The organism is Bacteroidia bacterium, assembly GCA_041391665.1.
Classification (GTDB): domain Bacteria; phylum Bacteroidota; class Bacteroidia; order J057; family J057; genus JAGQVA01.
In genome coordinates this window covers 2227276-2240361 of the sequence record JAWKNO010000002.1, presented here as the reverse complement: position 1 = coordinate 2240361, position 13086 = coordinate 2227276, and the positions used below count along the sequence as shown (strand labels likewise).

General features: G+C 45.9%; 12 protein-coding genes. 8 read left to right on the top strand and 4 right to left on the bottom strand.

Annotated features, from left to right (window positions below; all coding sequences use genetic code 11):
- The first annotated feature begins 11 nt into the window (after positions 1-11).
- The 4 genes from R3D00_20585 to R3D00_20570 are packed head-to-tail and all read left to right on the top strand — an operon-like array spanning position 12 to position 2241.
- Positions 12-788 (top strand): DUF5995 family protein, encoded by a 777-nt coding sequence (locus R3D00_20585; GenBank protein MEZ4775595.1) that lies wholly within the window; start codon positions 12-14, stop codon positions 786-788.
- Positions 789-847: 59 nt separating this feature from the next.
- Positions 848-1408, top strand: coding sequence for an RNA polymerase sigma factor (locus tag R3D00_20580; protein ID MEZ4775594.1), 561 nt, complete (start codon positions 848-850; stop codon positions 1406-1408).
- Positions 1408-1740 carry a hypothetical protein gene (locus R3D00_20575; GenBank protein ID MEZ4775593.1) on the top strand — a complete coding sequence of 111 codons (333 nt, stop codon included), beginning with the start codon at positions 1408-1410 and terminating at the stop codon, positions 1738-1740. Before R3D00_20580 ends, R3D00_20575 begins: the two co-directional genes overlap by 1 nt.
- A gap of 3 nt (positions 1741-1743) precedes the next feature.
- Positions 1744-2241: a periplasmic heavy metal sensor gene (locus R3D00_20570; protein ID MEZ4775592.1), complete on the top strand. Its 498-nt coding sequence runs from the start codon at positions 1744-1746 to the stop codon at positions 2239-2241.
- A 4-nt stretch (positions 2242-2245) separates the two neighbouring features.
- Here R3D00_20570 and R3D00_20565 read toward each other — a convergent pair whose 3' ends face one another.
- The 3 genes from R3D00_20565 to R3D00_20555 all read right to left on the bottom strand — a co-directional run bounded on the left by R3D00_20565 (position 2246) and on the right by R3D00_20555 (position 5013).
- The gene (locus tag R3D00_20565; GenBank protein MEZ4775591.1) at positions 2246-2893 is read right to left on the bottom strand and encodes a YceI family protein; all 648 of its coding nucleotides are present in this window, start codon (positions 2891-2893) and stop codon (positions 2246-2248) included.
- A gap of 117 nt (positions 2894-3010) precedes the next feature.
- Entirely contained in the window at positions 3011-4354 is a 1344-nt protein-coding gene (locus R3D00_20560; protein ID MEZ4775590.1) for a hypothetical protein, read from the bottom strand.
- A gap of 74 nt (positions 4355-4428) precedes the next feature.
- On the bottom strand, positions 4429-5013 hold the full coding sequence (locus tag R3D00_20555; protein MEZ4775589.1) for a YceI family protein: 585 nt from the start codon (positions 5011-5013) through the stop codon (positions 4429-4431).
- Positions 5014-5338: 325 nt separating this feature from the next.
- Between R3D00_20555 and R3D00_20550 the strand changes: the two genes are divergently transcribed.
- Complete coding sequence (locus tag R3D00_20550) at positions 5339-7015, top strand: DUF5060 domain-containing protein (GenBank protein ID MEZ4775588.1); 1677 nt, start codon at positions 5339-5341, stop codon at positions 7013-7015.
- A gap of 18 nt (positions 7016-7033) precedes the next feature.
- Here the strand turns inward: R3D00_20550 and carB are convergent, their stop codons facing one another.
- Positions 7034-9847, bottom strand: a complete 2814-nt coding sequence (gene carB / locus R3D00_20545) for a carbamoyl-phosphate synthase large subunit (GenBank protein ID MEZ4775587.1) — start codon at positions 9845-9847, stop codon at positions 7034-7036.
- 323 nt (positions 9848-10170) lie between these two features.
- On the opposite strand from carB, the gene R3D00_20540 reads away from it, so the two are divergent.
- The 3 genes from R3D00_20540 (at position 10171) to R3D00_20530 (ending at position 13006) form a co-directional block, all read left to right on the top strand.
- Complete coding sequence (locus tag R3D00_20540; GenBank protein ID MEZ4775586.1) at positions 10171-10950, top strand: T9SS type A sorting domain-containing protein; 780 nt, start codon at positions 10171-10173, stop codon at positions 10948-10950.
- Positions 10951-11203: 253 nt separating this feature from the next.
- A complete protein-coding gene (queA, locus tag R3D00_20535; GenBank protein ID MEZ4775585.1) occupies positions 11204-12256 on the top strand; it encodes a tRNA preQ1(34) S-adenosylmethionine ribosyltransferase-isomerase QueA in 1053 nt (350 codons plus the stop codon).
- A 45-nt stretch (positions 12257-12301) separates the two neighbouring features.
- A complete protein-coding gene (locus R3D00_20530; protein MEZ4775584.1) occupies positions 12302-13006 on the top strand; it encodes a 2-C-methyl-D-erythritol 4-phosphate cytidylyltransferase in 705 nt (234 codons plus the stop codon).
- Positions 13007-13086 lie beyond the last annotated feature (80 nt).

Here is a 13086-nt window from a genome sequence, read left to right as displayed (position 1 = left end):
ATTTCCCTTTTATGGATTCTGCGAAAATTTCTCCTGAAACTCAGCCTCAGACAATTGATGAAGTCCTGAAAGAACTGGATCGTATCATTGCCGAAAACACAAGGAAAAATGAGTATTTAGGCATATTTGCCTATATCTACCGCCGCACCACTGCAGAGATCAAGCAGGGAATTCTGAATGGCGAGTTTGAAGATAATGAAGGGATGGAACGATTTGATGTAACCTTCGCCGGATTTTATATTGACGCATACAGGAAATTTCGCAGAGGCGAGAGGCCCAGCCGTTCGTGGATGGCGTCTTTTCTGGCCGAAAATCGCGAACTCAGCATCTTGCAGCACATTTGCCTCGGGATGAATGCCCATATCAACTTTGACCTTGGGCAGGTGGCGGCAAAACTTGCGCCTGGCGAAAAAGTATATTCGCTGGAAAAAGATTTTATGAAGGTAAATGATATCCTGCAAAGTCTGATCGACGAAATGCAGGATCGTCTGGGGCGCACCTCTTTTCTGGTTCGCCTGGCTGACTGGATGGGCGGGAGGCATGATGAATTCCTGATCGATTTTAATATGCGAAAATCCCGCCAGCGGGCATGGGATATCGCCTGTAAGCTGGCATTTCTCGAAGGAGATGAAAAAGCCGCGGTGATAGAAGAACTGGATTTGGAGGTCGAAAGTATCAGTCGGGAAATTCGCAATCCTAAAAACTATTTCCTCGGAGTCGCACTCCGGTTTATACATCGGTTTGAGGAAAGAAATGTTGAAAAAATTATTCATAAGTTGACAAAATAACCCGCCATACCGCAGGTTTTCCTTAGAAAAATCATCCAAACAGATAAATACAAATTCTGGTGTCAGATTCGTTGGTGGAAAACCTGAAAGCCGGAGAGGAAAATGCTTTCAGACAATTGGTAGAAACCTGGCAGGACCGTGTGTATAACACGTGCCTGGGTTTTTTGCGCCGCGAAGAAGACGCAGAAGATATGGCACAGGAGGTTTTTATGGAAGTGTATCGATCGGTTGGGAAATTTGAGTCGCAGGCGCAGCTTGGCACCTGGCTGTACCGTATTGCAGTCAATAAAAGTCTGGAGCTGATTCGATATCGGAAACGGAAGAAACGGTTTGCATTTCTTATGCCCATTTCCGGTGAAAATTCCTTTGATGAACCCCATTCGTCGGATCATCCGGGCGTGTCGCTGGAAAATTGTGAGCGGGCAAATGTCTTGTTGGAAGCGATGTCCAAACTCCCGGAAAACCAGCGGGTTGCCTTTACCCTCCACAAAGTGGAAGGGTTGAGTTATATTGAAGTAGGTGAGATAATGAAAATGAGTACATCAGCCATAGAGTCGCTGATGGTTCGTGCAAAAAAAAATCTTCAGAAGTATCTGGCGGATTATTATTATAAAGACTGATGAAAAACAGGGAACAATTATCGGAGGAAATCGATCAGACCATGAATAGCCTGGATGGGCTTTCGCGGGCTACGCCCGGGCCGTTTTTTTATACCCGGCTGAAAGCCCGGATGGATTCGGAATCAATAGCGGCGCGTACTGCTTCGTGGTATTCCTGGCTACTTAAGCCTCAATGGAGCCTCGCAATGGTGGCATTTTTGCTGGTACTGAATGTGGGGGCGATCCTGTGGTATCTGGAAAAACCCCAAAAAAGCCAGACAGATTATATTGAATCGCTTTCCGGTGAAATTTCGGGGAGTAGCAGTGATTATCAATCCTTTTACAACCTATAGGATATGAGAACTACAGGAAATACCCGATGGGCGGCTATCGCGATCATCTCACTGATCGTGCTGAACCTGGGCACTTTGACCTTTATGGTTTTACAAAACGGGGGAAGACCTTTGCCTGGTCGGGGTATGGGGAAAAACGATCCGGTTTATATATTTTTCCGGGATGAAATTGGCTTTGACGAAGCTCAATTCGCTCAATTTGATCAGCTGCGTGTAAAAAACCGGGCTGAAATGAAGGAATATAATGACCAGATGCGTAAGCTGAAAGATACATTTTTCAGATTGATGGCATCAGAAATAAAAGATCAGGCAGCAGTTGATTCGCTGGCAACATCCATCGGGCAGCTTCAGACCAATATTGACTTAACCGTCTTTGAACATTTTTCCAGTCTGCGTGAAATCTGCACAGACAAGCAGAAGGGAAAATTTGACCTGTTGATTGATGATCTGCTCAGGCGCAACCGCCCACCTCAGGGACATATGCCGGGAGGAAGAAGATAAAGGACTATTTTTTTACCACCATTTGCAGGTCAAAATGAATTTCTATTTCATCCTGAACGCGTATTAGGCCGAGCATCGTGGTAGGCGGTTCGATACCAAAGCTGGTCATCAGCAGGTTTTGTTTTCCATTGATTTGCAAACCATTCTGCCCCGATTTGCGGGCTTTCAGACATACAGTTGCAGGTTTTGATACGCCCGCAATCTTAATATTGGTTTGAGCCGTGATATTTTGCCATTCCCCTTCTTTCAATTTGGAAAAATCATCGGTGAAAGTCAGGCTGTTGAGCTGAATAAAAATATGGGGAAAAGTCTCTGCCTGTAGCGCTTCCTGCATATCCCGGTTGATCTCTTTTTGGCCACAATCCATTCTGTCGACGGTAAGTGTCAGAAACGTTGGGGTAAAGGTGATTTTTCGGAGCTTTTCATCTACCCTGTAAGCCACTTTCATCCGGGGATAAGATTCGGTGGAGTGGCAGGAAAACCGGTTGATATTGGTTTTACCTTTGAGATACAACTGACTGGCATTGGCGATTTCTACTTCTGCGGAGTCATATCCAATGATCGGTTGAGGCGTTGTGGAAGACAGAAGAAGCAGAGAGAAGAGAAGCAGACCGGTAAGATATAGGGCGGAAGAAAGCTTGTGATTTGTCATGCTGATAAATGTTTTTCAAAAAGATGGCGAGGGATACAAACCCCTCGCCTTTAAATTTACTGATACTATTTAACTTTTTCTAAGAAGAACATAAAGTCGGATGTTTCAGTTGTAAGATTAGAAACCTACTGCTGCTTCAAACACTACACCTTTGAAGAGACCACCACCGAATACTGAGGATGCTGCAAAGTTGGTGTAGGATTGGTTGACATATTCAACTTTCATCAGAACGTTAGGAGTTACAAACCATCCACCACTTACTTGAATTCTTTCGATAGATTGTGGGGCAGTTACGTCTTTGGTAATGTCTTTGGCTGTATTGTAACGAGCACCGATGAAGAGGCTTTCATTTGGGAGGAATCTGTAGATACCTTCGATGGCCATTTGATTCCAGGTTCTTTCAGTTCCGGCTGTAACTTCTGCTGCATTACCGCCTTTTGCTACTTCATACACACCAAATACTTCGAGACCTTGTACTTTGATGAATGGGTTGACCATGAATGCATTTACTTTACTTCTGAGTCCGGGGTTGAAACGACCTGATGTGAAAACGTCAGCTCCTCCGTCGGCGATCATAACACCATAGTATCTTGCTCCTGTGCGGTCGCCTCCGTAGAGTGTGTTGGAAGCAGATTTGGAAGTCGAGTAAACAGAACCTGTCAATCTTACGCGGAGGAGGTCATTGATTTGTTTGTCGAAGCCAACTTTTCCTATGAATGAAGGAGCCATTTTGCCTTCTACTTTTTCGCCCGTAACTGGATCTTTGTATCCTCCGTCAACGATGTTACCTTTGATTTCACCATTGGTTACACCAGCCATTGCGATAAAACCAGCTCTTTGGAAATAAACTTCAGTACCGATTTCTGTAGCAAAAGCGTCCATGATATAGTTTCCTACGAAAGGATTGTAAACCGTATTACCATTGTCTGAGCGGCGGAAGTGGGTATCACCATAGTTGATTTCCATGTGACCGGCCTTGATGGTTACGTTTTCCATGATTTTGTCAAGAACTTCGCTGTTGAAAGGCAGTTTGTCGATTTGCAGATATCCACCTTTTACCCATGTTTCCTGGTGGTGTCTGGATGACAGATACATAACCAGATTGAGTCGGATACCATCGGCCAGCTGCGCGTCAATGTTCAGGTTGGCAGTTGCAAGGTTGAAACCGGGAGTCAGCTTGTTGAGACCATTGACCAGTTTTTGTGTACCGTCTTCATCAACATAGCTGGGCGTATTTTCGTGAGAAAGAGCCTGAAACTGCTGGGTGAAGTTGCCACCTACGCGAACTTTCATTCCGTCAAATTCAGCGCCTGCTACTTTAGGAGTTTCGAATACATTGACTCCATTTTGGTCGGGAGATCTGAAATATTGTATTTTAAGATCCTGGGCTACGATGAGATTAACAAAGCCTAACATCATTACCACTAAGGAAAGTTTGGTGAGGAATGATAACTTTTTCATTTTTTTATAAGTTTTGGGGTTAGCTAATAACTTTAATATTGAATGATTTGAATCAACCGGCGATCAGTGAGTGATCAGGAATGGATTTGATTCATAGTGAGTGTAAATTCTATGGTAACATCTTTTCCGGTTTTAATTGTGCCGAAAACTGCTACGGGAGGCTCTATTTGATATTCGATCATGTCAAGTTTGTGGCTACCTGTGAAGGTGAGAGATCCGTCGGCATTTGTTTTTGCTTTTACCAGCATATTGACTGTTTTGGTTACACCGGCAATTGTCAGGGTTCCGACGGTGTTGAGTGAATAGCCACCTGAAGTTGGGGTGATTGTTTTGACTTCTTTAAGTTTGTAAGTGATATATGGGTTTGATTCTGATTTGAGTGCTTTGTAAGTGTTGCGGTCCATCATTTTTTCACCGGTATCAATGCTTTCGACTTTCATCGAAACCTTCAGTGAGGTCAGCGCAGTGAGGCCATTATCAGCGACTACAAATACACCGTCAGCTTTGGTTTCCTTTACATTGGCATGCCAGTCGTGAAGGGTAGAAGTGCCATTGATTTTGACTTCTGAATTTTCACTTGCTTTGAAAGTTGTCTGGGCAAAAGTTGTCTGCATCAGAAAACCTATGAGCAGGAGGGTTATGGAAGTGAATCGTTTCATTTTTCAATACTTTGTGAGAGTTAGATTGTTGTCTTCTTCTCTTGTTGTTTGATGATGCTAAGGTAGAGCAGATTTGTGGCGTCGGAATAGCTATTGGTCAGCGATAGCGGTGACTTTTATCAGGAGAAGGGGTGATATTTCTCGCTCAGAGAAAAAAAATCGATCAGTTTGTTTTGTAAGTGGATGATAAACAAGGCTTTGTGTTCATAGGGCCATTTCCCTGTGTTGTATTTTTTTAAAAATATTTTTTGAAAAAAAACTAAACTTGTGGCACAGGCTGGCACATGACATCAGGCCCGGTTAATGAAATATTCATTTTTTTCTTATGCGAAGACAATTACTGCTGCTACTTTTTATAGTTACCACCCCGATCGTGCAGGCTCAGCACGTATCCTTTGGCTGGAATACGGATACATTAGGTGTCTTTGATTTTGCGGAGGCTCTCATACAAATAAAGCGACCCGACTCCCGAATCAACCCCTTCACGGATATCCAGATTACAGGCTTGTTTTGGCAGGAAAATCAGGATACCATCCGTGTCGAAGGGTTTTGTGATTCTCAGTCTGGCGACCTTTTCCGACTGCGATTTATGCCTTCTCAAACGGGGACTTATCACTATGTAATCCGCTTTACGGCTCCGCGTTATTCCCGCACATTCTCCGGTGATCTGACTGCAATGCCCTCCTCACGAAAGGGGCCAATCCGGTTGGATTCACAATACCCTGAGCATTTTGTCTATGAAAAATCAGGTGACCACTATTTCTGGAATAGCACCACGACCTATTGGCTGCTGGGATGGAAGGATGAAAAAATTATCACTGACGCGATCGACCGGCTTGCCTCATATGATATCAATCGTATTCGTGTGGCCATCAATGGAAGGGCGCATAGTGGTGAACGCTGGAGTGAACCCACGGTTGTGGAGTCCGAAAACTTTACCTTCAAACTTAACCCCTGGCTGGCTGCACGCCCCGATGATCTGGACGATCCCGGTTTTGATGTGAGCCGAATGAATATCTCTCATTGGCAGAAGCTCGACAGAGCAATTGCTCATGCAAGAGAAAAAGGAATTGTCGTTTCCATTATTTTTTATGTGGATGGACTTGACCATGGGTGCGATCCTTTTAAAAAAGAGAATATGGGCGACAAGTACGAGCAACTGTATTACGCGTATGCTGCAGCCCGTTATTCGGCGTATGAAAATATTATGTGGGACATTGCCAACGAATATCATCTTTTCCGAACACCCGAATGGGCAGAGAAAATGGGGAGTTATTTAAAAAATAAAGACCCCTACCATCATCTGATATCCGTACATGGCAAAGCCGATTTTCCTTTTCGCCTTTCTTCATGGGTGGATGTAATCATGTATCAGAGTTGGGACGAATGCGGGGGGTATCCTTTTATCATGGACGCCAAAGCGATACAGGCAGCTACAGGGCGTATTCTGCCTACAGTCAACGAAGAGTATGGCTATGAAGATCATTATTCTCCCTGGGGATGTGGCCCTACGGCTGCTAAAATTCCGCCCGACGGTCGGTCTGCGCTCAATCGCAGTCAGCTGGCATGGGAAATCTGTATGGCCGGTGCCTATCAGACTACAGGTGAATCGGCCCGATACGGCACAGGTGCCGGGGAAGACACCGGGGGTGGCTGGATCAATGGCCGGGGTAATGAAAAAATGACCATGCTCCGGTACTATCAGATAATGAAAAATATCTTTGAAAAAACCAGCTACTGGCAATTGCAACCCGCCAATGATCTGGTAAGCTTTGGCAACTTATGCCTGGCTAATCCTGGCGATGAATATCTGATCTATACCCGTGTACAACACTGCCGGGTGAAGCTGGCTCCCGGCGAAAAATATTCAGTACGCCAGATTAATCCGCGTACCGGCGCAGAAACGATTCTCCCGGATGCCGACAGCGACATCGATAACCGCGCCTGGCAGTACAGACAAAACCTTTCGGAACCGCAGGTATTTATCCTGAAAAGAAAATAGTAACGGGAAATTTACCCGTTACCGCGACAGATACATATTCCGCTCATTGTAAGCCTTGACGAAAAATGGATCCTTCAAATCATTGATGAAGTAGATTTTTTCGCCCGTAGATTTCATTTCAGGCCCGAGCGCTTTGTCCACATTCGGGAATTTGTCAAAGGAAAATACCGGAACCTTGATGGCAAACCCTTTCAGTTTTGGCTTAAACTTGAAGTCTTTTACCTTATGCGTGCCCAGCATGATCTTTGTCGCGTAGTTAACATAAGGGATCTGATTTGCTTTCGCAATAAATGGCACGGTGCGGGAAGCGCGTGGGTTGGCTTCGATCACATATACTTTGTCATCTTTAATGGCAAACTGAATATTGATCAAGCCCTTGATCTGCATGGAAATGGCGAGTTTTTTGCAGGTTTCGGCCATTTCCTGCTGTATTTTTTCGCTGAGGTGAAACGGCGGCAATACGGCCATTGAATCGCCGGAGTGTATACCGGCAGGTTCGATATGCTCCATCATCCCGATGATATGGATGTCTTCACCATCGCAAATGGCGTCGGCTTCGGCTTCAATACCCCCATCGAGGAAGTGGTCAATCAGTACCTTATTGCCAGGCACTTCATTCATGATTTTGATCACATGCCGGGTAAGCTCATCGTCGTTGATGACGATCCGCATATTCTGTCCCCCCAATACATAAGAAGGCCTTACCAGGACCGGGTAACCCACCCGCCTGGCAATTTCGATCGCTTCATCTGCATTTTCAGCTACGCCAAAATTGGGGTAGGGGATTTCCAGTTTTTTGAGCAGATCCGAAAACCTTCCCCGGTCTTCTGCCATATCCATCATATCGAAGCTGGTTCCCATAATCTGAATGCCATGCCGGTGCATCTTGTCGGCCAGCTTCAGCGCAGTCTGACCACCGAGCTGCACGATCACCCCTTCGGGTTTTTCATGCTGAATTATATCGTAGATATGCTCCCAGAATACCGGCTCAAAATAAAGTTTATCAGAGATATTGAAGTCTGTGGAAACCGTTTCCGGGTTACAGTTGATCATGACTGTTTCAAAACCCTCTTCTCTTGCGGCAAGCACCCCATGTACACAACAGTAGTCAAACTCAATTCCCTGTCCGATACGGTTGGGGCCTGAGCCAAATACAACTACTTTTTTCTTGTCAGTAACAACCGATTCATTCTCCTCATCAAATGTGGAGTAGTAATAAGGGGTTTCTGCCTTAAACTCTGCTGCGCAGGTATCAACGAGTTTGAACACCCGTTTTACTTTAAGTTCTGCGCGTTTGTTGTAAACTTCACTTTCCAGGCAATTGACCAGGTGGGCGATTTGCCTGTCTGCATAGCCATTTTTCTTGGCTTCGAGCAGGAGATCACGGGGCATTTCGTCGATTGTAAACCGGGAAATCTCCTTTTCAAGGGTAACGAGATATTCGATCTGGCGCAGGAACCAGACATCTATTTTGGTAGCTTCGAATATGTCTTTCAGCGGCACACCGAGATGCATAGCATCTTTAATATGGAACAAGCGGTCACCGGAAGGCCGGCGGAGGCTGTCCATGATGCGTTCGAGGTCGCGAAGTTCTTTGCCATCTGCCCCCATGCCATTGCGTCCGATCTCAAGGGACTGGCAGGCTTTCTGGAGCGCTTCGTTGAAGCTCCGTCCTATGGCCATGACTTCTCCAACCGCTTTCATCTGAAGGCCCAGCAAAGGGTCGGAGCCATGAAACTTGTCAAAATTCCAGCGGGGAATTTTAACAATAACATAGTCAAGCGAAGGTTCGAAGAAGGCGGAAGTATGTTTGGTAATCTGGTTGGGCAGTTCGTCGAGGCGGTAACCTACCGCAAGTTTGGCGGCGAGGCGTGCGATCGGATATCCGGTAGCCTTGGAGGCCAGGGCAGAGGAGCGCGATACCCGCGGATTGATTTCGATGATGATGATATCACCGTTTTCGGGGTTTGTGGCAAACTGCACGTTACACCCACCGGCAAATGTGCCGAGTTCTTCCAGTACGCGGAAGGCATAGTTTCGCATCTTCTGGTAGATCGTATCGGGCAGGGTCATGGCCGGAGCGACAGTGATGGAATCGCCGGTGTGAATGCCCATCGGATCAAAGTTTTCGATGGTACAAATCACAATTTTATTGCCCGCACGGTCGCGCATGACTTCCAACTCGTATTCCTTCCATCCAAATATGCTTTGCTCAACCAGTACTTCGTGAATCGGACTCGCCTGAAGGCCTCGTTTTAGCAGCAAATCATAGTCTTTTGCCTCATGCACAAAAGCCCCGCCCGTACCACCGAGGGTATAGGAAGGTCTGATTACCAGCGGAAAACCAATGCGCTGAGCGATTTCTTTGCCTTTCAGAAAAGAATTGGCTGTTTCAGCCGTTGGTACCGGAATGCCTATTTCGTGCATCAGCTTGCGAAACAATTCACGGTCCTCTGCTTTATCTATAGCTTTGATATCTGCACCAATAATCCTGACCTGATACTTTTGCCAAATTCCGGCCTTTTCGCATTCCACAGCCAGGTTGAGCGCTGTTTGTCCGCCCATAGTGGGGAGAACGGCGTCAATCTTCTGTTTATTGAGGATTTTTTCTATTGATTCGACTTCCAGTGGCAGCAGATAAATATCGTCTGCCGTAACCGGGTCTGTCATAATCGTTGCCGGGTTGGAATTGATAAGGGCAACACGAATCCCTTCTTCTTTGAGTGCCAGGGCAGCCTGGGAACCACTATAGTCAAACTCACAGGCTTGCCCGATGATGATGGGTCCGCTGCCTATGATCAGCACGGATTTTATGGAAGGATCTAAAGGCATTTGCGCTAAATTTCGCGCAAAGTTAGAAGGATATAAGTTAAGTCAAAAGATAAATTCGGTGAAAAGACGAAAACATTATGCCACACTAGGAATTCACAGATATTCGCTTTCTGACATTCCCACCCCAAAAATCACTGCCAATTAAAAATTGACGATTGACTCTCATTTCCTTTTTCTTAGCTTTGAATAATACGCGACATATCGCATCCTTTTTTTTTACCTCAAAACACTACTTCGGCCCTCTCGAATACAATGGGGGGCTACGATTTTCTTCCCCATGCAGCATATCTTTTACTTTAATCGTCAGAAGGAAAAACAATGGAATGAAAAGAATTTTACCCTTTCTGATGATCTTTTTGGCCGCAGTGCCTACTGCAATCGCCTGTTCCTTTGCTGTACAGGATATTTCATTTTGTCAGTTTGCCAACTGGAACCCCGAATATACCATTGCCCGTGGCAAAATCGTCAAAAGAATCGACCACGGTCTGCGGCTTGAGTTATATGAAGTGTATCGCGGCAGTGAGACCCGCAGCGAGGTGATTCTCTGGGATCGGGAAGATGTGGATTGTAACGGAATCATCATCAGCTATTCTACCGATCATGTAGGGGAGGTCGGACAGACGATTCTTCTGGTGATGGAACAAATCGTTACGCCGGAAATTAGCTGGGAAACCTCTGGCGATTACCGGAATAGCTACAGTAGATTTCAGGGTTTTGATCCATTTGCCCGGCCTATGGTGCAAAGTGGAGACAAATTAAAGGGACTTTTCTCCGATGGGATAAATTCTGTGGATCTGGATGATCTCGCAGACAAACTAAATAATTGTACAGAGGATATTCTCTCCCCTCCGCGGATTGTCGGAGGCAGTACAGAACTCGTGATTTATCCCAATCCTGCCTATGATTTTCTGTTTGTGCAAAACGAAATTTCTCCCGAATCCGAAATCAATATCTTTGATATGAGCGGAAGATTAGTGCTCCGGCAAATGGAATACCTGATGGAGAGAGGCATCAGAGTCAATCTTCTTCCGGAAGGGATTTACATACTATCCATAAAATCGGAAGGTCTGATCGTGCGAAAAAAAATACGCATTATCCGCTGACAAAATAGCGACCAGGACGGTAATGCACGGGTCAAATGGTGCTGCGTGGAGGTTGGACCTACATATTAAGATTACCTTAAAATGCATATTTTCCATGGCTCTTCCTACTGATTTTTCTCTATCTGTCTGAAAATCCGGGAGAACGGTAGAAATTTCGTACCCGTTGGGCAGAAAAATCCCTTGATTATCTACTCCCGGGAAGCTATTTTTGCGGTTCGTTTTATCAAACCCTTAGATCCCGCTGAAAATGGCAATGAAACTATCGGCCTTTAACTTCGAAATCCCTGAAAATTTAACCGCTCTTCACCCCGCAGATCCCCGCGATTCCTGCCGTCTGATGGTTGCTCACCGCGATACCGGGAAAATAGAACATCGGAAATTTTCGGACATTCTCGAATATTTTGTTGAAGGAGATGTGATGGTCTTAAATGACACCAAAGTATTTCCTGCCCGGCTAATCGGCAAAAAGGAAAAAACCGGTGCCAAAATTGAGGTTTTCCTTCTTCGTGAGCTCAATGCCCGCCAGAAACTATGGGATGTGCTCGTTGAACCTGCCCGGAAAATCAGGGTAGGAAATAAACTCTTCTTTGGTGAAAATGATCTGGTAGCTGAAGTGGTAGATAATACTACCTCCCGTGGCCGTACCATTCGTTTCCTTTACGACGGAGAAAATGAAGAACTTCATCAACTCATAGATAAACTCGGCAAAACGCCTATTCCTCCCTATATCAGCGATGTGCGCAATGTAGAGGCTAAGGACCGGGAAAATTACCAAACCGTTTTTGCCAAAAATGTCGGAGCCGTCGCCGCTCCTACCGCCGGCCTGCACTTTACCCGTGAATTGCTCAAGCGTTTTGAACTCAACGGCGTTGAGCAGGCTGCCCTCACCCTTCATGTGGGAATCGGCGCTTTCAATCCGGTAGAAGTGGAAGATCTTTCCAAACACCGTATGGACTCCGAATATTTTGTGATTCCCAATGAAGCGCGTATGCTTGTAAATGAGGCGAAAACCAGCAAAAAAAGAGTACTCGCCGTGGGAACTTCTGTCATGCGGGCCCTCGAATCTGCGGTTTCCGCAGGTCGTATGCTGAATCCCGCCGATGGCTGGACGGATAAGTTTATCTATCCTCCCTACGATTTCAATATCGCCAATGCATTCCTCACCAACTTCCACCGCCCGAAGTCAACTCTCCTGATGATGGTTTCAGCTTTTATGGGCTATGAATTTATGATGGAATGTTATGAAACAGCGGTAAAAGAAAAGTATAAGTTTTACAGCTACGGCGACGCACTCCTGATTCTTTAGTGCTGCGGGTCTGAAGGTTTTCAGGTATAAGGCTTACTCAGGACGATGAAAAAATGTGTTTTGATCGTTGCGGGAGGGAGTGGGATGCGTATGGGCGCAGACATTCCCAAACAATTTCTGCCGTTGGCAGGAGTTCCTGTCCTGATACATACCTTACGCCGTTTTTTCCTGTGGGAAAATCGTCTTCCTGTAGGGCTGGTTCTTCCCGAAGACCAGTTTAGTTTTTGGGAAAAATTAGCAGCAGAATTTCTCACACCTTCACAGCGCGCACAGATCACGCTCAGCAAGGGCGGGAAAACCCGCACGGAATCTGTTCACAATGGACTGGAAAAACTGACTGCGCGAGTCGGAGAGTCCGAAGATGCCCTTGTGGGAATCCACGACGGCGTACGACCCTTTGTAACCAACGATATGCTGACCACAGCATTTGAGCTGGCTGCGGTACACGGAGCATCTGTCGTATGTGTACCGGTAAAAGCCTCCATCCGCGAGATCGGAGACGACGGACAAAGCCGGGCGGTGGACCGCGCCCGTTTTCTGGAAGTGCAAACGCCGCAGACTTTCAAGCTGAAAGAAATTCTGGATTGCTACCGCAATCGCGCCGCTGAAGGAAATTTTACCGATGACGCCAGCCTGTACGAACTTACGGGAAAAACCGTGGCCATTTGTCCCGGTTCCTATGACAATATCAAAATCACCACCCCTGAAGATTTGCTTGTAGCTGAAGGGATCCTTCGTGGAAGTCAGTAGGCAGATTTTAGAAGTCAAAAGTGAGAAGTAAATGAATGAATAAGTTGTTTCGGGTGTTTGGGGTTTTCATTGGCTGTTAG

Excerpts from the sequence above, each read along its gene's own strand:
- R3D00_20540 (MEZ4775586.1), top strand. The coding sequence starts at position 10,171 with ATGAAAAGAATTTTACCCTTTCTGATGATCTTTTTGGCCGCAGTGCCT.
- R3D00_20585 (MEZ4775595.1), top strand. The coding sequence starts at position 12 with ATGGATTCTGCGAAAATTTCTCCTGAAACTCAGCCTCAGACAATTGAT.
- R3D00_20560 (MEZ4775590.1), bottom strand. The coding sequence starts at position 4,354 with ATGAAAAAGTTATCATTCCTCACCAAACTTTCCTTAGTGGTAATGATG.
- R3D00_20575 (MEZ4775593.1), top strand. The coding sequence starts at position 1,408 with ATGAAAAACAGGGAACAATTATCGGAGGAAATCGATCAGACCATGAAT.
- R3D00_20530 (MEZ4775584.1), top strand. The coding sequence starts at position 12,302 with ATGAAAAAATGTGTTTTGATCGTTGCGGGAGGGAGTGGGATGCGTATG.
- R3D00_20565 (MEZ4775591.1), bottom strand. The coding sequence starts at position 2,893 with ATGACAAATCACAAGCTTTCTTCCGCCCTATATCTTACCGGTCTGCTT.
- R3D00_20555 (MEZ4775589.1), bottom strand. The coding sequence starts at position 5,013 with ATGAAACGATTCACTTCCATAACCCTCCTGCTCATAGGTTTTCTGATG.
- R3D00_20570 (MEZ4775592.1), top strand. The coding sequence starts at position 1,744 with ATGAGAACTACAGGAAATACCCGATGGGCGGCTATCGCGATCATCTCA.
- R3D00_20550 (MEZ4775588.1), top strand. The coding sequence starts at position 5,339 with ATGCGAAGACAATTACTGCTGCTACTTTTTATAGTTACCACCCCGATC.
- carB (MEZ4775587.1), bottom strand. The coding sequence starts at position 9,847 with ATGCCTTTAGATCCTTCCATAAAATCCGTGCTGATCATAGGCAGCGGA.
- queA (MEZ4775585.1), top strand. The coding sequence starts at position 11,204 with ATGAAACTATCGGCCTTTAACTTCGAAATCCCTGAAAATTTAACCGCT.